This window comes from Kitasatospora sp. NPDC088783 (assembly GCF_044750705.1).
Taxonomy (GTDB): Bacteria; Actinomycetota; Actinomycetes; order Streptomycetales; family Streptomycetaceae; genus Kitasatospora; species Kitasatospora fiedleri.
In genome coordinates, this window is sequence record NZ_JBIVKJ010000013.1 from 1 (window position 1) to 19,398 (window position 19,398).

Annotated in this window: 15 protein-coding genes; 8 read left to right on the forward strand and 7 right to left on the reverse strand. The window is 72.2% G+C overall.

All coding sequences use genetic code 11. From position 1 onward, the window contains the following. Window positions 1-233: 233 nt before the first annotated feature. The 5 genes from ACIP60_RS29255 to ACIP60_RS29275 form a co-directional block, all read right to left on the reverse strand. Complete coding sequence (locus tag ACIP60_RS29255; protein WP_400689804.1) at window positions 234-2,303, reverse strand: restriction endonuclease; 2,070 nt, start codon at window positions 2,301-2,303, stop codon at window positions 234-236. Between the two features lie 96 nt (window positions 2,304-2,399). Further along, window positions 2,400-2,804, reverse strand: a complete 405-nt coding sequence (gene msrB / locus ACIP60_RS29260) for a peptide-methionine (R)-S-oxide reductase MsrB (RefSeq protein ID WP_400689807.1) — start codon at window positions 2,802-2,804, stop codon at window positions 2,400-2,402. Window positions 2,805-2,830: 26 nt separating this feature from the next. After that, the gene (gene murC, locus ACIP60_RS29265; RefSeq protein WP_400689810.1) at window positions 2,831-4,237 is read right to left on the reverse strand and encodes a UDP-N-acetylmuramate--L-alanine ligase; all 1,407 of its coding nucleotides are present in this window, start codon (window positions 4,235-4,237) and stop codon (window positions 2,831-2,833) included. 98 nt (window positions 4,238-4,335) lie between these two features. Beyond that, on the reverse strand, window positions 4,336-4,800 hold the full coding sequence (locus ACIP60_RS29270; protein WP_100840273.1) for an indole-3-glycerol phosphate synthase: 465 nt from the start codon (window positions 4,798-4,800) through the stop codon (window positions 4,336-4,338). Between the two features lie 121 nt (window positions 4,801-4,921). Further along, window positions 4,922-5,710 (reverse strand): pyrimidine reductase family protein, encoded by a 789-nt coding sequence (locus ACIP60_RS29275; protein WP_400689814.1) that lies wholly within the window; start codon window positions 5,708-5,710, stop codon window positions 4,922-4,924. Between the two features lie 315 nt (window positions 5,711-6,025). On the opposite strand from ACIP60_RS29275, the gene zapE reads away from it, so the two are divergent. From zapE to ACIP60_RS29295, 4 genes are all read left to right on the forward strand, one after another. Continuing rightward, a complete protein-coding gene (gene zapE / locus ACIP60_RS29280) occupies window positions 6,026-6,982 on the forward strand; it encodes a cell division protein ZapE (RefSeq protein WP_400690232.1) in 957 nt (318 codons plus the stop codon). A 38-nt stretch (window positions 6,983-7,020) separates the two neighbouring features. Next, window positions 7,021-9,111, forward strand: a complete 2,091-nt coding sequence (uvrB, locus tag ACIP60_RS29285; protein ID WP_400689817.1) for an excinuclease ABC subunit UvrB — start codon at window positions 7,021-7,023, stop codon at window positions 9,109-9,111. Between the two features lie 222 nt (window positions 9,112-9,333). After that, a complete protein-coding gene (locus tag ACIP60_RS29290; RefSeq protein WP_400689820.1) occupies window positions 9,334-9,918 on the forward strand; it encodes a TerD family protein in 585 nt (194 codons plus the stop codon). Between the two features lie 224 nt (window positions 9,919-10,142). After that, window positions 10,143-11,129, forward strand: a complete 987-nt coding sequence (locus ACIP60_RS29295; RefSeq protein WP_400689823.1) for a TerC family protein — start codon at window positions 10,143-10,145, stop codon at window positions 11,127-11,129. Between the two features lie 79 nt (window positions 11,130-11,208). Here ACIP60_RS29295 and ACIP60_RS29300 read toward each other — a convergent pair whose 3' ends face one another. Both ACIP60_RS29300 and ACIP60_RS29305 read right to left on the reverse strand, forming a co-directional pair. Next, on the reverse strand, window positions 11,209-11,862 hold the full coding sequence (locus ACIP60_RS29300) for an MBL fold metallo-hydrolase (protein ID WP_400689826.1): 654 nt from the start codon (window positions 11,860-11,862) through the stop codon (window positions 11,209-11,211). 67 nt (window positions 11,863-11,929) lie between these two features. Then, window positions 11,930-12,742: a maleylpyruvate isomerase family mycothiol-dependent enzyme gene (locus ACIP60_RS29305; protein WP_400689829.1), complete on the reverse strand. Its 813-nt coding sequence runs from the start codon at window positions 12,740-12,742 to the stop codon at window positions 11,930-11,932. Between the two features lie 251 nt (window positions 12,743-12,993). Between ACIP60_RS29305 and uvrA the strand changes: the two genes are divergently transcribed. The 4 genes from uvrA (at window position 12,994) to rapZ (ending at window position 19,334) form a co-directional block, all read left to right on the forward strand. Beyond that, complete coding sequence (gene uvrA / locus ACIP60_RS29310) at window positions 12,994-15,873, forward strand: excinuclease ABC subunit UvrA (RefSeq protein ID WP_400689832.1); 2,880 nt, start codon at window positions 12,994-12,996, stop codon at window positions 15,871-15,873. Window positions 15,874-15,980: 107 nt separating this feature from the next. After that, window positions 15,981-16,397, forward strand: a complete 417-nt coding sequence (locus ACIP60_RS29315) for a Rieske (2Fe-2S) protein (protein ID WP_400689835.1) — start codon at window positions 15,981-15,983, stop codon at window positions 16,395-16,397. A 52-nt stretch (window positions 16,398-16,449) separates the two neighbouring features. Then, a complete protein-coding gene (gene uvrC / locus ACIP60_RS29320) occupies window positions 16,450-18,453 on the forward strand; it encodes an excinuclease ABC subunit UvrC (protein ID WP_400689837.1) in 2,004 nt (667 codons plus the stop codon). A gap of 2 nt (window positions 18,454-18,455) precedes the next feature. Further along, window positions 18,456-19,334 carry an RNase adapter RapZ gene (rapZ, locus tag ACIP60_RS29325; RefSeq protein ID WP_100840262.1) on the forward strand — a complete coding sequence of 293 codons (879 nt, stop codon included), beginning with the start codon at window positions 18,456-18,458 and terminating at the stop codon, window positions 19,332-19,334. The last annotated feature ends 64 nt before the right edge of the window (window positions 19,335-19,398 follow it).

A 19,398-nucleotide genomic window follows, 5' to 3' on the forward strand; every position in this document is an offset into this window, starting at 1 on the left:
AGGGACGCACCTGGCGCGGCTGGCACCACCACGTCACCCTCGTCACCGCCGCCCAGGCATTCCTCACCCTCAGGCGGCTCGACCCAAAAGCACCGGCGCCGGACTGACCCTCTACCAGGCCCTGGACCTCCTCCAGGACCTGCTCAAGGGCTGGACCGGCACCTGCGCCACCTGCAACCGCCCCCTACCCCGCACAAGAACCAGACGCAGAACCAGAACCTAACGAAGCACTACTAGGCGACGTCCACGCCGTGGTCGCGGGCCAGGCCGGCCAGGCCGTCCGACCAGCCCTGGCCGACCGCGCGCAGCTTCCAGCCGTCGGCCGGGTGCCGGTACACCTCGGCGACCAGCATCGCGGAGACCGCCGGGTCGGCCGGCGGCCGGAACAGCCAGCTGCCGTCGCCGGAGGAGAGCTCCACCACCGGGTCGACCAGGTCCGCGCAGCTGCCGTCGCCGTCCGCGTCCAGGTTGACCGAGACCGCCACCCGCCGCACCGCCGCCGGGAGCCGCCCGGTCCGGACGGTGGCGCTGCGCTCGTCCGGACGGAGCGTCACGGCGCCGCCCTCCGCCTCCGGTTGGTGGTAGAAGACGAAGTCCCCGTCGTGCCGGACCTTGCCGTCCGCGTCGAGCAGCAGCAGCGTCAGGTCGGCCTCCGCGCCGCCGGCCCGGAACACCACCCGCAGCTCGCCGTCGGGCAGCACCAGGTTCTGGCCCGGCACCAGTTCGGCGGCGGGGGCGGCGGTGCGCGGCACGGCGACGGCGGGGGCCGCGGGGGCCGGGCCCAGCCGGCCGGGGAGGCCGTGCTCGCGGAGCAGCGCGAGCAGCAGCGGGCCGTCCACCAGGGTGAGCGGTTTGTTCTCGGCGTGCTTGCGGGAGCCCGGGCCGAAGCCCGAAGTGGTCACCAGGATGCCCCGGTTGGCGCCCTGGTGGCGCATGGTGGACTCCAGGTCGCGCACCGCGCCCGGCGAGACGGTGTGCCGGTAGCGCTTGGCCTGGATGACGATCTTCCCGCCGGTGATCGGGTCCGGGTCCTCGGCCAGCACGTCCACGCCCTCGTCGCCGCTGCGCGCGGTGGTGCTGGTGCGCAGGCCCCGGCGGCGGAACAGCTCGGCGATCAGCCGCTCGAACTCCAGCGGGTCCATGGCGAACAGGTCGGGCTCCTCGCCGGCCGCGGCGAAGGCGGTGGGGAGCTCCGGGACGGCCTCGCCCTTCTCCGGCCGGGCGGAGATCCGGCCGCCGAGCGCGTCGACCAGGCAGTCCAGCGGGGCGACCCGGTCCAGGGCCAGCGCCTCGAAAGCGGCGCGGTCGGCCTCCACGGTCAGCAGGCAGCGCTCGCCCTGCTGCCCGGTCGCCGGATCGGGGGCGACCACCACGCCGTTCAGGCCCACCGAGGCGAGCAGGCCGTCGGTGTCGGCCCGGAACACCTCGGCCAGCACCCGCAGCGCGCACTGCGCCAGCACCTCGCGGTAGAGCTCCCGGCGCTGCCCGGCGGGCCGGGCGACCTCGTCCTCGCGGTCCTCGGAGCGGACGTAGCGGTACCGGCCGACGCTCGGCACCACCTCGTACGGCGGCAGCTCCCAGCGCACCACCAACCGCCGGGTCGAGGCGTCCCAGGAGGTCTCGCCGTCGGCGGGGAAGCCGTCCGGCCAGTCCTCGCGCCAGTCGACCACCGCCTCGAAGTACTCGGCGACCGCCGCCGGCTCGCCCGCCCGCAGCCGCGCCGTCAGCTCGCCGGCCTGGGCGGACCGCCCGGCCAGCAGCCGGTGCCGCTCGGCCGCCCAGGCGTCGTACTGGGCGCGGTAGTCGGCGAGTTGGCGCTGCCGGTGCTGTTCGGCGGCCCAGGCGGCCTGCCAGTCGTACTCGAACCTGGCCCGGGCCTGCGCGGACTGCTCCTCCCACTGCCGGCGCGCCCCCGGCTGGTACGCCTGCGGGCCGGACGGGGGCGGCACCAGGTACCAATCCTGGTCGGGCATCGGCACCGGCACGCCCAGCGGACCGGGGTCGAACGGCGGCACCGCGGGACGCCCGCCCCCGGCCAGCACGAAGCCGGGGCCGGCCAGCCCGGCCGCCAGCACCCCGCGCAACTCGGCGACCCGCCCGTCCAGTTCGGCGCTGCGCCGGGCGGCGTCCGACTCCCGCCCCTGCTGGTACGCCTTCACCGCCTCGCGCTCACCCCGGGCGGCCGCCCGCTGCGCCTCTCGCTGCGCCCGTTCGCTCTCGCGCTGCCGGGCGGCGGCCGCCTTGCGCTGGGCCTCCGCGCGGCGATGCTGCTCGCGCTGCGCCTCAGCCAGTACCGACCACACCCCGGAAGACCGCCGCCGTGCCACGCCCGCCCCACCCACGTCCAAGACCGTTCGGAAGAAGATCCAGTCTTCCACGCGGGCGGGCGGGCGCGGAGCCTACTCGGCGGGCTCGAACCGCAGCGAGATCGAGTTGATGCAGTACCGCTGGTCGGTCGGGGTGTCGTACCCCTCGCCCTCGAAGACGTGCCCCAGGTGGCTGCCGCACTTCTTGCAGCGCACCTCGACCCGGCGCATGCCGAGGCTGCTGTCCTCCAGGTACTCCACCGAGTCACCGGCCAGCGGCGAGTAGTACGACGGCCACCCGCAGTGGCTGTCGAACTTGGTCTCGCTGCTGAACAGCTCCGCGCCGCACGCCCGGCAGCTGTACACGCCGACCGTCCGGGTGTCGGTGTACTCGCCGACGAACGGCCGCTCGGTGCCGGCCTCGCGGAGCACGTGGTACTCCTCCGGAGTCAGCTCGGCGCGCCACTCGGCGTCGGACTTCTGGACCTCGTAGCTCACGGCACTCTCCAGCTCGGACGGGGACGTCAGACAGCAGGTGCAACGTCGGCCAGGGCGGCCAGAATTTCCGGGCCCAGGTTGGTGACGTCGCCCGCGCCCATGGTCAGCACCAGGTCGCCGGGGGCGGCCAGCGCGGCCAGCAGCGCGGGGGCGGCGGCGAAGTCGTGCTCGGCCCGGACGTCGGCGCCGGCCCGGCGGGCCGCGTCGATGATCAGCTCGGCGGTGACGCCGGGGATCGGGTCCTCGCGGGCCGGGTAGATGTCCAGCACCACCGAGGCGTCGGCCAGCGCCAGCGCCCCGCCCATCTCCTCGGCGAGCTGCTGGGTGCGGGAGAACAGGTGCGGCTGGAAGACCACCAGCACCCGGCCCGTGCCCGCCGCCTCCCGGATCGCCTCCAGGTCGGCGGCCATCTCGGTGGGGTGGTGCGCGTAGGAGTCGATCACCTGCACGCCGCGCGCCTCGCCCTTGAGCTGGAGCCGCCGCCGCACCCCGGTGTACGCGCCCAGCGCCTTCGCCAGCCCGTCGGCCGGGACGCCCAGCGCGATGCCCGCGGCCAGCGCCGCGACCGCGTTGTGCGCGTAGTGCCGGCCGGGCACCGAGACGGTGAAGGTCAGCGGCTCGCCGTCCAGCTCGACCGTCACCTCGCTGGTCATGCCGCGCGCCTCGACCTTCAGCACCCGCAGGTCGGCGTCCTCGGCGGCGCCGACCGTCACCACGTTCAGCCCGTCCCGCCCGGCCACCCGGCGGGTCAGCTCGCGGGCGCCCGCGTGGTCGGCGGAGACCACCAGGGTGCCGCCGGGCTGGATCCGGCCGACGAAGGTCTCGAAGGACTCGTAGATCTCCTCGATCGACGCGTAGTTGGCGTGGTGGTCCAGCTCCACGTTCAGCACGATCGCCACCTCGGGCGCGTACTTGTGGAAGCTGCGGTCGCTCTCGTCCGCCTCCGCGACGAAGATCTCGCCCGCCCCGTGGTGCGCGTTCGACCCCGGCGCGTCCAGGTCGCCGCCGATCGCGTACGAGGGCTCCAGGCCCAGCTCGCCCAGGCTGACCGCCAGCATCGAGGTGGTGGTGGTCTTGCCGTGGGTGCCCGCCACCGCGAGCGCCCGGCGACCGCCCATCAGCGCCGCCAGCGCGTCCGAGCGGTGCACCACCGGGACGCCGCGCTCCCGCGCGGCCACCAGCTCCGGGTTGTCGGCGCGGATCGCACTGGAGACCACCACGCTGCTGGTCCCGGCCGGGAGGTGCTCCGCCGCGTGCCCGACGAACACCGTCGCGCCCAGCTCGCGCAGCGCCCGCACGGTCTCCGACTCCTTCGCGTCGGACCCCGAGACGGTCGCGCCGCGCACCGCGAGGATCTTCGCCAGGCCGGACATGCCGGCGCCGCCGATGCCGATGAAGTGCGGGGCGTGCAGGTCGTGGGCGGCGTCGTTCAAGGCTGGCTCCGTACGGGCGTGAGGAGGTGGGATCGTCCCGTAGCTCCGTGGAACGTCTACGGGACTACGGGACGATTCTGCCCTAACCGGGAGGGCGGTCAGGCTTCGCTGGCGAACAGTTTGAGCACCGGGACGCCCACCTCGTGCCGGGCGCGGGAGGCCCAGTCCCGGTGGAAGAACTCCTCGACGAAGTGCGGCGAGGTCAGCACCAGCACCTCGTCGGCCCGGTTCTCCTCCACCACCTCGCGCAGCCGCACCAGCGGGTGCGCCTCGACCACCTCGCCGACCGCCTCCGCCCCGGCGCGCCGCAGGTGGCGCAGGCTGTGTTCGAGGGATTCGCCCGCGAGGGTCGGCGTCTCCTCCTCGCCCTCGTCGCGTTCGTGCACCGCCTTGTCCAGATGGCCGAGGGCCACGTCGTCCAGGGCACGCAGCAGCTCGTCCTGCTTGCCGCGGGGTTGCATCAGGACGACGAAGGAGACCTTCTCCTCGCCGTGGAGCGTGGTGACCAGCTCCACGTCGGCGTCGGAGAGCGCCTTTTCGATCATCAGTACGGTCTTGAACACGTGAGTCCCTTCGCTGGTGCGGGCCCCCGGGTCCGGCTCCCTGCTCCCCTCCTTCATAGTGCCCGGAGGAAGGATTCCTCACGCTGCACACGCGCCACACGGATCACATGATCCACATCGGTCAGGATGTGGCTCGGGTGCGGGCTGGGACGCTCGGGGAGCGGTCCGGATCGGTCGGCCGCAGATAGCGGGTGAAGAGGAAACCTTTCTCCTCGATCAATGACACCAGCCGCATCGGTCGGACGTCCGGGATTCCCGGCCCGTTCACGATCCTCGGTGAATCACCCGCCGTCACCAGGGGCGCCACCGACAGGCACAACTCGTCCAGCAGGCCGTCCGCCGCGAGCTGACCGAGCAGGCGGGGCCCGCCCTCCGTGAGCTGGCGGCGCCAGCCACGCTCCGTGAGCGCGGCCACCGCCCGGGGGAGGTCCACCGAGCCCGTTCCTGCGGTGATCACATCGGCTGCGGCGGCGACCTCGGCCAGCCGGTCGGCCGGCGCGTCGACGGTGGTGACCACCACCGTGGGCACCAGCGGCTCGGTGAACAGCGGCGCCGACAGGTCCAGCTCCAGGCTCCGCGACACCACCGCGATCACCGGCGCCGGCAGCTGGCCCGCGGCGGCCCGCCGCGCCGCGAAGCCGGCCCGGGCCCGGGCCGGCCGGTAGCCCTCCGCCCGCACCGTCTCGGCCCCCACCAGCACCACGTCGCACAGCGCCCGCAGCACCCCGAAGATCCGCTTGTCCGCCTCGCCGGACAGCCCCTCCGAGAGGCCGTCCAGCCGGGCCGCGCCGTCCAGCGAGGTGACCATGTTCGCCCGCAGCCACGCCCCCTCCGCCGGGTACGCGTACGCCTGCGCCAGCCACTCGGGGCTGCCGGGAGGGCCGGGGGTGTCGCCGATCAGTTGCCTCATGCCCCGAGTCTCTCAGCCGGAGGCGTTCGGCCGGAGAGCGCGCAACAGGGGCGCGGGGAACTGCGCGCTGCGGGAGGAGCGCGTCAGCGAGGTCGCGGCACGGTGCAGGCTCCCGTCCCGCGTCGCGATCTCGCGGTGCGTGCTCGGTCGGCCGCGCAGTTCCCCGCGCCCCTGCCTTCGCCCTGTCGCGCAGCGGTTCTCGTGGCGCGAGTACCCTGTTGTTCCGTGTCTGCTGCCTCGGAGTCCGATATTCACACCGCGATAGCCCTGACCGACCGGCGCCCGGTGGTGCCGGCCGAGCGGCTGGTCGCCGAGATGGTGCCGCCGCCGCGCTTCGCCGGGGTGAGCTTCGGCAGCTACCTGCCGGACTCCTCGCAGCCGAGCCAGTACGAGGCCGTCCAGATCCTGGAGTCCTTCGCCGCCGGGCTGAACAGCGCCGCCGAGCCGCCGAAGCGCGGCTGGTTCCGCCGTGCCGCCCCCGCGCCCACCGGGCCGGCCGGGATCTACCTGGACGGCGGGTACGGCGTGGGGAAGACGCACCTGCTGGCCTCGCTCTGGCACGCGGTGCCCGGCCCGAAGGCGTTCGGGACGTTCGTGGAGCTGACCAACCTGGTGGGCGCGCTGACCTTCCAGGGCGCGGTGCGGACGCTCAGCTCGCACCGGCTGCTCTGCATCGACGAGTTCGAACTGGACGACCCGGGCGACACCGTGCTGGTCTCGACCCTGCTGGGCCGGCTGGTGGAGAACGGCGTCAAGCTGTGCGCGACCTCGAACACGCTGCCGGAGAAGCTCGGCGAGGGCCGGTTCGCCGCCGCCGACTTCATGCGGGAGATCCAGGGCCTGTCCGCGCACTTCCGCCCGGTGCGGATCGACGGCCAGGACTACCGGCACCGCGGGCTGCCCGACGCCCCGCCGCCGTACACCGACGCCGAGGTGACCGCCCGCGCGGCCCGCACCCCGGGCGCGTCGCTGGACGACTTCGACGCGCTGCTGGAGCACCTGAAGGAGGTGCACCCCAGCCGGTACGGCGCGCTGCTGGACGAGGTGGGCGCGGTGTTCCTGCGCGGGGTGCGGCAGGTGGACGACCAGGCGACCGCGCTGCGGCTGGTGGTGCTGGCCGACCGGATGTACGACCGGGAGCTGCCGGTCACCGCCTCGGGCGTGCCGTTCGACCGGGTGTTCACCGAGGAGATGCTGCGCGGCGGCTACCGCAAGAAGTACCTGCGGGCGGTCTCCCGGCTGGTCGCGCTGGCCCGGGACTCCGCGAAGTAACCACCGCGTTGTCGGTGGCCGGTCGTACCGTGGAGGGCGTGCGTCCCATCACGAGTATCGAGCGGTCCGTGGCGCCCTTCGAGGTCGTCAGCCCCTACCAACCCAACGGTGACCAGCCGGCGGCCATCGCCGAGCTGGAGCGCCGCGTCCGCGCCGGCGAGAAGGACGTCGTCCTGCTCGGCGCGACCGGCACCGGCAAGTCGGCCACCACCGCCTGGATGATCGAGAAGCTGCAGCGCCCCACCCTGGTGATGGCGCCGAACAAGACGCTGGCCGCCCAGCTGGCGAACGAGTTCCGCGAGCTGCTGCCGAACAACGCGGTCGAGTACTTCGTCTCGTACTACGACTACTACCAGCCCGAGGCGTACGTCCCGCAGACGGACACCTACATCGAGAAGGACTCCTCGATCAACGAGGAGGTCGAGCGGCTGCGCCACTCCGCCACCAACAGCCTGCTCACCCGGCGGGACGTGATCGTGGTCGCGTCCGTCTCCTGCATCTACGGCCTCGGCACCCCGCAGGAGTACGTCGACCGGATGGTCCGCCTGAAGGTCGGCGAGGAGGTCGACCGGGACGCCCTGCTGCGCCGCTTCGTCGACATCCAGTACACCCGCAACGACCTGGCGTTCACCCGCGGCACCTTCCGGGTCCGCGGCGACACGGTCGAGATCTTCCCGGTCTACGAGGAGCTCGCCGTCCGGATCGAGATGTTCGGCGACGAGATCGAGGCGCTGTACACGCTGCACCCGCTGACCGGCGAGGTGATCAGCCAGGACGACTCGGTCTACGTCTTCCCCGCCTCGCACTACGTGGCCGGCCCGGAGCGGATGGAGCGGGCGATCGGCGGCATCGAGGCCGAGCTGGAGCAGACGCTGGCCCGGATGGAGAAGCAGGGCAAGCTGCTGGAGGCCCAGCGGCTGCGGATGCGCACCACCTACGACATCGAGATGCTCCGCCAGATCGGCACCTGCTCGGGCGTGGAGAACTACTCGATGCACTTCGACGGCCGCGAGCCCGGCTCCCCGCCGAACACGCTGCTCGACTACTTCCCGGAGGACTTCCTCCTGGTCATCGACGAGTCGCACGTCACCGTCCCGCAGATCGGCGCGATGTACGAGGGCGACGCCTCGCGCAAGCGCACCCTGGTCGAGCACGGCTTCCGGCTGCCCTCGGCGATGGACAACCGGCCGCTGAAGTGGGAGGAGTTCCAGCAGCGGATCGGCCAGACCGTCTACCTGTCGGCCACCCCGGGCAAGTACGAGCTGGCCCGCGGCGACGGCCAGGTCGAGCAGATCATCCGCCCGACCGGCCTGATCGACCCCGAGGTGATCGTCAAGCCGACCGAGGGCCAGATCGACGACCTGGTGCACGAGATCCGGCAGCGGGTGGAGAAGGACGAGCGCGTCCTGGTCACCACGCTCACCAAGAAGATGGCCGAGGACCTCACCGACTACTTCCTCGGCCTCGACATCCGGGTCCGCTACCTGCACAGCGACGTCGACACGCTGCGCCGGATCGAGCTGCTGCGCGAGCTGCGGGCCGGCGAGTACGACGTGCTGGTCGGCATCAACCTGCTCCGCGAGGGACTCGACCTGCCCGAGGTCTCGCTGGTCGCGATCCTGGACGCGGACAAGGAGGGCTTCCTGCGCTCCGGCACCTCGCTGATCCAGACCATCGGCCGCGCCGCGCGCAACGTCTCCGGCCAGGTGCACATGTACGCCGACAAGATCACCCCGGCGATGGAGCTGGCGATCAGCGAGACCAACCGCCGGCGCGCCGTCCAGCAGGCGTACAACGAGGAGCACGGGATCGACCCGCAGCCGCTGCGGAAGAAGATCGGCGACCTGCTCTCCACCATGGCCGGGGAGGACGTCGACACCGAGGAGCTGCTCGCCACCGGCTACCGGCAGCAGGGCAAGGGCAAGGCGCCGGTCCCGGCGCTGGGCATCGAGCGCAAGCCCGCGAAGAGCCTGCCCGCGGCCGAACTCGCCGAGCTGATCCAGGGCATGACCGACCGGATGCACACCGCCGCGGCCGAGCTGCAGTTCGAGGTGGCGGCCCGGCTGCGCGACGAGGTCAAGGAGCTCAAGCGCGAGCTGCGCCAGATGCGCGAGGCGGGAATGGCCTGATCCGGCGTCACCCGCGGTCGGACGGGGGCGATTCCCCGTCCGGCGGGTGCCGTTGTGTCGTAGTTTGGCCACAGCCCGACCCTTCGGCGCCGCACCGGCGGTGCAACGGCGGTGCGTCGGCGTAGGGTGGGGCGCGGTCTGCCCGGGGCCGGGATGTTCCGGGTACGGCCGGAGGTGCGACAGGACGCCGGGCGGGGCCCGGAGGAAGCAGAGGTCGGCAGCGTGTCCGTGAACCTGGCCAAGGGCCAGAGCGTGAGCCTGTTGAAGTCCACCGGCGAGACCCTGTCCGTGGTCCGGATGGGCCTCGGGTGGAAGTCCGCCCCCGGCAAGCGCGGCTTCTTCAGCCGCCGCCCCAAGGAGATCGACCTCGACGCGTCCGCCCTGCTGTACGACGGCAAGGCGATGAGCGACGTGGTGTTCTTCTCCCACCTGGTCAGCAACGAGGGCTCGGTCCGGCACACCGGCGACAACCTGGTCGGCGGGGTCGGGGCGGGCGGCGACGACGAGAGCATCCTGGTCGACCTGACCAAGGTGCCCCAGCGGGTCACCCAGATCGTCTTCACCGTCAGCTCGTACAGCGGCCAGAACTTCATGGAGGTGCAGAACGCGCACTGCCGGCTGGTCGACGAGACCACCGGCAAGGAGCTGGCCCGCTACGAGCTGACCGGCGGCGGCCCGCACACCGGGCAGATCATGGCCAAGGTCGAGCGGGACGGCGAGAGCGGCTGGAGGATGACCGCCATCGGCGCCCCGGCCAGCGGCCGCACCTTCCGGGACATGCTGCCCTTCATCGAGCCGTTCCTCTGACCCTTCGACAGCGGGGCTTCTTTACCTTCTTTACCTTTCCTTGGGCTTCCTGTTAACCTTCTGGGAGCGGAGGGGAGTATTCCCCGTTCAGCGACCCCGTCATCACGGGCGCCCATCGCGGCGCCCCGGGGCGCTGGCCGTGCGGTACCCGCCGGGAGCGGGCCGCGCGGCGGAAGAGACCTCCGGCAGTGACGAGTGTTCGCCTATCTGCCGGAGGAGCAGACATGGACGTATCCGCGGGCCTGTGGGCCGGCACCATCGCGGTGCTGATCGCCCTGATCGTGGCCGACTTCTTCATCGGCGGCCGCAAGCCGCACGAGGTCTCCGTGAGGGAGGCCGGCATCTGGACGGCGGTCTGGGTGGCCCTGGCCGGGCTGTTCGGCGGCTTCCTCTGGTGGTACGGCGGCGGGAAGCCGTCCGGCGAGTTCTTCGCCGGCTACATCACCGAGAAGTCGCTCAGCGTCGACAACCTGTTCGTGTTCATCCTGATCATGGGCAAGTTCGCGGTGCCCAGGATCTACCAGCAGCGGGTGCTGATGTTCGGCGTGATCATCGCCCTGGTGCTGCGGGCGGTCTTCATCGCCGGCGGCGCGGCGGTGGTGTCGAACTTCTCCTGGGTGTTCTACCTCTTCGGCGCCTTCCTGGTCTGGACGGCCTGGAAGCTGATCAAGGAGGCCCGGGCCGACGAGGACGAGGAGGAGTTCGAGGAGAACCGCCTGCTCAAGTCGATCGAGCGACGCTTCCCGTCCACCGACCGCTACCACGGCACCAAGCTGCTGATCCGGGAGAACGGCCGCCGGCTGATGACCCCGATGCTGATCGTGATGCTGGCGATCGGCACCACCGACGTGCTGTTCGCCCTGGACTCGATCCCGGCCATCTTCGGCCTCACCCAGGACCCGTACATCGTCTTCACGGCCAACGCCTTCGCGCTGATGGGCCTGCGCCAGCTGTACTTCCTGATCGGCGGCCTGCTGAAGAAGCTGGTCCACCTCTCCTACGGCCTGTCGGTGATCCTCGGCTTCATCGGCGTCAAGCTGGTGCTGCACGCGCTGCACGAGAGCGGCGTGCACGTCCCGGAGATCAGCATCCCGGTCTCGCTGGGCTTCATCGTGCTGACCCTGGCGGTCACCACCGTGACCAGCCTGGTCGCCGCGCGGAAGCAGCAGCGGGCCGAGCGGGCCGAGGAGCCCGCGAAGATCGACGCCTGATCCGGCCCGCGGCCCTGATCCGGTCGTGCCCGCCCGGGGCCCCGCCGCACTGCTGCGGCGGGGCCCCGGGCCGTCGTGCTCACCAGCCGCGCTCGCGCCACTCCGGCAGGTGCGGGCGCTCGGCGCCCAGGGTGGTGTCGTCGCCGTGGCCCGGGTAGACCCAGGTCTCGTCCGGGAGCCGGTCGAAGACCTTCTCGTTGACGTCCCGGAAGAGCGAGTCGAAGGCGGCCGGGTCGCCCCAGGTGTTGCCCACGCCGCCCGGGAACAGGCAGTCGCCGGTGAACAGGTGGGGGTGGCCCTGCGGGTCGTCGTAGAGCAGCACGATCGCGCCGGGGGTGTGGCCCACCAGGTGGCGGACGGTCAGCTCGATCTGCCCGAAGCGGACCACCGAGCCGTCCTCCAGCGGGAGGTCGGTGGGCACGTCGATGCCCTCGGCGTCGATCCGCCCGGCCATGGTGCGGGCCCCGGTGACGGCGACCACCTCGGCCAGCGCGCCCCAGTGGTCGCGGTGCCGGTGGGTGGTGACCACCGCGGCCAGCCGGGGGCCGACGGTCTCCAGCAGCACCGGCGCGTCGGCGGCGGCGTCGATCAGCAGCTGCTCGTCGGTGGCCCGGCAGCGCAGCAGGTACGCGTTGTTGTCGTGCGGTCCGACCGCGACCTTGGTGATGATCAGGTGGGCCAGCTCCCGGACGTCCGGTGCCCCGCCGACCTTCACCGCTCCGTGGTACGTCATCACGCCGCTCCTCGCTCGCCGCCGGGCTGTTCCGCCGATTCCGTCAATTCCGTCCACTCGCAGCCCATCATCCCATCGGGGGGAGCGCGGGCAGTGCGCCGCGGGGGTCGACCAGGCCCTCGTCGCCGCGGTGGACCTGGAGGCCGTCCCCGTCCGAGCGGCCGGACAGCCAGCCGGTGAGCGCCCGCACCGGGCCCTCGGCGACCAGCCCGGGCGCCCCGCCGTCGCCGGCGCCGGTGCCGTCGCTGCTGTCACCGCCGCCGCCGAGCCGGACCCGGAGCCCGGCGTCCTCGGCGACCAGCAGCAGGTCGGGCAGGTCGTCCCGCGCGGCGAGGCGCGCGCCCAGCCGCTGGAACTCGGCGACGGCGAACGGCTCGGGCCAGTGTGCCGGGGTGTAGCCGGCGTTCAGGTCGACGTGGTGGTACTCCAGCTCGATCAGCCGCTTCCCCGGCACCTGCCAGGCCGGGAAGACGGTGCCGTCGCGGTGGGTGATCGGGGCGGCCCAGTGCTCGGGCTCCAGCCCGGCGGCGAAGTCCTGGAAGCGCCGCTGGCTCTCCCGGAGGTCGGCGACCTGCTCGGCCAGCGGGCGTCCGGCCCCGGCCTCGATGTCGGCGTCCCGCGTCTGCGGGGTGGCGTACTGCGGGACCTGCCGCCCGGTGCGGGCGCCGGTGAGCAGGTTGACCAGGGAGTCCGCGTTGCGGGCGAGGTGGGTCAGCAGGTGCCCGCGGGTCCAGCCGGACAGGGCGGAGGGTTCGAACACCGCCGCGGGCTCCAGCTCGGCGAGGGTGTGCAGCAGCAGGTCGGTGCTCTCCGCGGTGGCCCGCAGCCGCTCGGCTGCGGCGGCCGCGGCGGTGGTGGCCGCGGTGGTGGCGTCGCTCATCGGGCATGGCCTTTCGACGGTCGGGAAAACGGGTCGAGGCGGTGCGGTGCGGGCCCGGGGCGTTGCCCGGTCCGGTTGTCAGTCGTTGACGCTACCGTCGAGCGCGGGTGCCGTTCACCCGTCCGGGTGGCTCCGGCCGACCGGCTCAGATTCGAACGAATGAGCCAGTACGCTGGCGGGCGCATCCTGGAAGAAGCACGAAGAAGCACATCCCCCTCCTCCCTTCGACCCGGAGAAAGGCGCCAGTAGCAGTGGCAGACCGCCTCGTCGTCCGTGGTGCACGTGAGCACAACCTCAAGAACGTCTCGCTCGACCTGCCCAGGGACTCCCTCATCGTCTTCACGGGCCTCTCCGGGTCCGGCAAGTCCTCCCTCGCCTTCGACACGATCTTCGCCGAGGGCCAGCGGCGCTACGTCGAGTCGCTGTCCTCGTACGCCCGGCAGTTCCTCGGGCAGATGGACAAGCCGGACGTGGACTTCATCGAGGGCCTCTCCCCGGCCGTCTCGATCGACCAGAAGTCCACCAGCCGCAACCCCCGTTCCACCGTCGGCACCATCACCGAGGTGTACGACTACCTGCGCCTGCTGTTCGCCCGGATCGGCAAGCCGCACTGCCCGCACTGCGGGCGCCCGATCGCTCGGCAGTCGCCGCAGGCCATCGTCGACAAGGTGCTGGAGCTGCCCGAGGGCACCCGGTTCCAGGTGCTCAGCCCGGTGGTCCGGGAGCGCAAGGGCGAGTTCGTCGACCTCTTCGCCGACCTGCAGTCCAAGGGCTACGCCCGGGCCCGGGTGGACGGGCAGACCGTCCAGCTGACCGAGCCGCCGGTGCTCAAGAAGCAGGAGAAGCACACCATCGAGGTGGTCATCGACCGCCTCACGGTGAAGGCGGGCGCCAAGCGCCGGCTCACCGACTCGGTGGAGACCGCGCTCAAGCTGGCCGGCGGCATGGTGGTGCTCGACTTCGTCGACCTGGCGGAGGACGACCCCGAGCGCGAGAAGATGTTCTCGGAGCACCTCTACTGCCCGTACGACGACGTCTCCTTCGAGGAGCTGGAGCCGCGCTCCTTCTCCTTCAACTCCCCGTTCGGCGCCTGCCCGGACTGCTCCGGCCTGGGCAACCGGATGGAGGTCGACCCGGAGCTGCTCGTCCCCGACGAGGAGAAGTCGCTGGACGAGGGCGCCATCCACCCCTGGTCGCAGGGCGCCACCAAGGAGTACTTCCAGCGGCTGGTCAACGCGCTGGCCGGCGAGCTCGGCTTCCGCACCGACATCCCGTGGGCCGGGCTGCCGGTCCGGGCCCGCAAGGCGCTGCTGTACGGCCACAAGACCCAGGTCGAGGTCCGCTACCGCAACCGCTACGGCCGCGAGCGCTCCTACACCACCGCCTTCGAGGGCGTCGTCCCGTTCGTGACCCGCCGGCACTCCGAGTCGGAGAGCGACGCCGGGCGCGAGCGCTTCGAGGGCTACATGCGCGAGGTGCCCTGCCCGACCTGCAAGGGCACCCGGCTCAAGCCGGTGGTGCTGGCCGTGACGGTGATGGAGAAGTCCATCGCCGAGGTCTCCGCGATGTCGATCAGCGACTGCGCGGACTTCCTGGGCGCGCTGCGGCTGGACCGCCGGGACAAGCAGATCGCCGAGCGGGTGCTCAAGGAGGTGCTGGAGCGGCTGCGCTTCCTGGTGGACGTCGGCCTCGACTACCTCTCGCTCAACCGCGCCGCCGGCACCCTCTCCGGCGGCGAGGCCCAGCGCATCCGGCTGGCCACCCAGATCGGCTCCGGCCTGGTCGGCGTGCTGTACGTGCTGGACGAGCCGTCCATCGGCCTGCACCAGCGCGACAACCACCGGCTGATCGAGACCCTGGTCCGGCTGCGCGACATCGGCAACACGCTGATCGTCGTCGAGCACGACGAGGACACCATCAAGACCGCCGACTGGATCGTCGACATCGGCCCCGGCGCCGGCGAGCACGGCGGCAAGGTGGTGCACTCCGGCTCGCTGAAGGAGCTGCTGGCCAACGAGGAGTCGCTGACCGGCCAGTACCTGTCGGGCAAGCGCGCCATCCCGATCCCGGAGACCCGCCGCCCGCGCGACAAGAAGCGCCAGCTGGTGGTGCACGGCGCCCGCGAGCACAACCTCAAGGACGTCACGGTCGCCTTCCCGCTGGGCACCTTCACCGCCGTCACCGGCGTCTCCGGCTCCGGCAAGTCCACGCTGGTCAACGACATCCTGTACGCGCACCTGGCCCGCGAGCTGAACGGCGCCCGCAGCGTCCCCGGCCGGCACACCCGGATCACCGGCACCGACCTGGTCGACAAGGTGGTGCACGTCGACCAGTCCCCGATCGGCCGGACCCCGCGCTCCAACCCGGCCACCTACACCGGCGTCTTCGACCACGTGCGCAAGCTGTTCGCGGAGACCCAGGAGGCCAAGGTCCGCGGCTACCTGCCCGGCCGGTTCTCGTTCAACGTCAAGGGCGGCCGCTGCGAGAACTGCTCCGGCGACGGCACCATCAAGATCGAGATGAACTTCCTGCCGGACGTCTACGTCCCCTGCGAGGTCTGCCACGGCGACCGCTACAACCGGGAGACGCTGGAGGTCCACTACAAGGGCAAGTCCATCGCCGAGGTGCTGAACATGCCGATCGAGGAGGGGCTCGACTTCTTCGAGGCCGTCCCCGCGATCGCCCGCCACCTCAGGACGCTCAAGGAGGTCGGCCTCGGCTACGTCCGGCTCGGCCAGCCCGCCACCACCCTCTCCGGCGGCGAGGCCCAGCGGGTCAAGCTCTCCGCCGAGCTGCAGAAGCGCTCCACCGGGCGGACGGTCTACGTCCTGGACGAGCCCACCACCGGCCTGCACTTCGAGGACATCAGCAAGCTGATCAAGGTCCTGGAGGGGCTGGTCGAGAAGGGCAACACCGTCATCGTCATCGAGCACAACCTCGACGTCATCAAGACCGCCGACTGGCTGGTCGACATGGGCCCCGAGGGCGGCTCCGGCGGCGGCAGCGTGGTCATCGAGGGCACCCCGGAGGAGGTCGCGGCCTCCACCGCCAGCCACACCGGCAAGTTCCTGCGCGACATCCTGCCGGGCGTCTCGGACGCGGCGCCCGCCGCCAAGCGGCGCAGGAAGTAGCACCGGGGGCGAGCGAGGACCGCCCGGGGAGCGCAGGCCGCTCCCCGGGCGGTCCGCTGCGCGCGTGCTACGTTGCTCGGCGCCCCTTCCCGCACCGAGGAGTCCCGATGCCCGAGCCCACCGCCTCCCGCCGGACCGTCCTGTGCTGCGCGGCCGTCGCGCTCGCCGGGGCCACCGCGGCCGGGTGCTCCTCCGCCGCCCAGGGCGACGGCAAGGGCGCGTCCGCCGTCCCGGTCGACCTCGGCGCGGCCGCGGACGTCCCGGTCGGCGGCGGGAAGGTGTACCGGGAGCAGGGCGTCGTGGTGACCCAGCCGACCGCCGGGGAGTACAAGGCGTTCAGCGCCAAGTGCACCCACGCCGGCTGCCTGGTCAACGGCGTCGTCAAGGAGCAGATCCAGTGCCTGTGCCACGGCAGCCGGTTCGGGATCTCCGACGGCGCGGTGCAGGACGGCCCGGCCCCCGCGCCGCTGCCCGCCTACCGGGTCGCGGTGCAGAACGGGAACCTCCAGGTCACCAAGAGCTGACGAACCCCGCCGGACGCCGCGGAGTGTCCGCGCCAGTCGGTACGGTAGGGGCATGGCAGACCCGTCCACCTACCGACCGGCGCCGGGGGCGATCCCGCTCTCGCCCGGGGTGTACAAGTTCCGTGACGCGCACGGCCGGGTCATCTACGTGGGGAAGGCGAAGAGCCTGCGCCAGCGGCTCTCCTCGTACTTCCAGGACGTGGCGAACCTGCACCCGCGCACCGCGACGATGGTGACCACCGCGGCGTCCGTGGAGTGGACGGTGGTGTCCACCGAGGTCGAGGCGCTCCAGCTGGAGTACTCCTGGATCAAGGAGTTCGACCCGCGGTTCAACGTCAAGTACCGGGACGACAAGAGCTACCCGGAGCTCGCCGTCACCCTGAACGAGGAGTTCCCCCGGGTCCAGGTGATGCGCGGGGCGCACAAGAAGGGCGTGCGCTACTTCGGCCCGTACGGGCACGCCTGGGCGATCCGCGAGACGGTCGACCTGCTGCTGCGGGTCTTCCCGGTGCGGACGTGCTCCAACGGCGTCTTCAAGCGCGCCCAGCAGGTCGGCCGCCCCTGCCTGCTCGGCTACATCGGCAAGTGCGCGGCGCCCTGCGTGGGCCGGGTGAGCGCCGCCGAGCACCGCGAACTCGCCGAGGAGTTCTGCGACTTCATGGCCGGCCGGACGGGCGGTCACCTGCGCCGGCTGGAACAGCAGATGCAGCAGGCCGCCGCCGAGATGGAGTACGAGAAGGCCGCCCGGCTGCGCGACGACCTGGCCGCGCTGCAACGCGCCATGGAGAAGAACGCGGTGGTGCTCGGCGACGGCACCGACGCCGACCTGCTGGCCCTGGCCGAGGACGAACTCGAGGCCGCCGTGCAGATCTTCCACGTCCGCGGCGGCCGGGTGCGCGGCCAGCGCGGCTGGGTCACCGACAGGGTCGAGGACGTCGACACCGCGGGCCTGGTCGAGCACGCCCTCCAGCAGCTGTACGGCGAGGGCAGCGAGCAGGTCCCGCGCGAGGTGCTCGTCCCCGCGCTGCCCGAGGAGGCCGTGCACGAGTGGCTCACCGGCCTGCGCGGCGCCCAGGTCGACCTGCGGGTCCCGCAGCGCGGCGACAAGAAGGACCTGATGGAGACCGTGCAGCGCAACGCCCAGCAGGCGCTGGCGCTGCACAAGACCAAGCGCGCCTCCGACCTCACCACCCGCAGCCGCGCCCTCCAGGAGATCGCCGAGGCGCTGGAGCTGGACTCGGTGCCGCTGCGCATCGAGTGCTTCGACATCTCGCACCTCCAGGGCGAGGACGTGGTGGCGTCCATGGTGGTGTTCGAGGACGGCCTGGCCCGCAAGAGCGAGTACCGCCGGTTCCAGATCAAGGGCTTCGAGGGCCAGGACGACGTCCGCTCGATGCACGAGGTGATCACCCGCCGCTTCCGCCGCTACCTCCAGGAGCGCGAGCGCACCGGCGAGTGGGCGGTGCCCGAGGAGGCCCCGGAGGAGGACGGTTCGCCGCTCGACGAGAACGGCCGCCCCAAGCGCTTCGCCTACCCGCCGCAGCTGCTGGTGGTCGACGGCGGGCAGCCCCAGGTCGCCGCCGCCGTCCGGGCGTTGGACGAGCTGGGCATCGACGACGTCGCGGTGTGCGGGCTGGCCAAGCGGCTGGAGGAGGTGTGGCTGCCCGGCCAGGACGACCCGGTGGTGCTGCCGCGCTCCAGCGAGGGCCTGTACCTGCTCCAGCGGGTCCGCGACGAGGCGCACCGCTTCGCCATCACCTACCAGCGGGCCAAGCGCGCCAAGCGGCTCACGGCGGGGGAGCTGGACTCGGTCCCCGGGCTGGGCGAGACTCGCCGCCGGGCCCTGCTCAAGCACTTCGGTTCGCTGAAGAAGCTGCGGGCGGCGACCGTCGACGAACTGTGCGAGGTCCCCGGGGTCGGGCGCCGCACCGCCGAGACTGTTGCCGCAGCCTTGGCCTCCCGTACACCCGCCGCATTCGCGGTCAACACCGCGACCGGCGAGATCATCGAAGACAGCACGGCCACAGCAGTACCGAGAAGCGGGGAAGAGACGTGACAGTGTCCAACGGGGGGGAGACCACCCCCGAGCTGGTGATCATCTCGGGCATGTCGGGGGCGGGTCGTTCCACCGCCGCGAAGTGCCTGGAGGACCTCGGCTGGTTCGTGGTCGACAACCTGCCGCCCGCGCTGATCCCCACCATGGTCGACCTCGGGGCCCGCTCGCAGGGCGCGGTGCCGCGGATCGGCGTCGTGGTCGACGTCCGCGGCCGGACCTTCTTCGACGACCTGCTGACCTCGCTGGAGGAGCTGGAGAAGCGCGGCGTGCGGCTGCGCGTGGTCTTCCTGGACTCCTCCGACGACGCGCTGGTGCGCCGCTTCGAGTCGGTCCGCCGCCCGCACCCGCTCCAGGCCGACGGCCGGATCGTCGACGGCATCGCCCAGGAGCGCGAGCTGCTGCGCGAGCTGCGCGGCGAGGCCGACCTGGTGGTCGACACCTCCAACCTCAACGTGCACCAGCTGCGCGCCAAGATGGACGCCCAGTTCGCCGGCCAGGACGAGCCGGAGCTGCGCGCCACCGTGATGTCCTTCGGCTTCAAGTACGGCCTGCCGGTCGACGCCGACCTGGTGGTGGACTGCCGCTTCCTGCCCAACCCGCACTGGGTGCCCGAGCTGCGGGCCCGCACCGGCACGGACCCGGAGGTGGCGGAGTACGTCTTCCAGCAGCCCGGGGCCCAGCAGTTCGTGGACGGGTACACCGAGCTGCTGCGGATCGTCACCGAGGGCTACCGCCGGGAGGGGAAGCGCTACATGACGCTTGCCGTAGGCTGCACCGGAGGCAAGCACCGCAGCGTGGCGATGTCCGAGCAGCTGACCAAGCGTCTGATCGCGGACGGGGTCGAGACGGTGCTGGTCCACCGGGACATGGGCCGGGAGTAGGCGGCCGGGGAACCCCCGCACCGCCGCCCCGGCCGAGCACGAGACAGGAACATGGGGTCGGCGT

Coding starts and splice junctions, on each gene's coding strand:
- uvrC (WP_400689837.1), top strand. CDS start 16,450: ATGGCAGACCCGTCCACCTACCGACCGGCGCCGGGGGCGATCCCGCTC.
- zapE (WP_400690232.1), top strand. CDS start 6,026: ATGGTGCCGCCGCCGCGCTTCGCCGGGGTGAGCTTCGGCAGCTACCTG.
- ACIP60_RS29275 (WP_400689814.1), bottom strand. CDS start 5,710: ATGAGGCAACTGATCGGCGACACCCCCGGCCCTCCCGGCAGCCCCGAG.
- ACIP60_RS29305 (WP_400689829.1), bottom strand. CDS start 12,742: ATGAGCGACGCCACCACCGCGGCCACCACCGCCGCGGCCGCCGCAGCC.
- ACIP60_RS29315 (WP_400689835.1), top strand. CDS start 15,981: ATGCCCGAGCCCACCGCCTCCCGCCGGACCGTCCTGTGCTGCGCGGCC.
- ACIP60_RS29295 (WP_400689823.1), top strand. CDS start 10,143: ATGGACGTATCCGCGGGCCTGTGGGCCGGCACCATCGCGGTGCTGATC.
- ACIP60_RS29300 (WP_400689826.1), bottom strand. CDS start 11,862: ATGACGTACCACGGAGCGGTGAAGGTCGGCGGGGCACCGGACGTCCGG.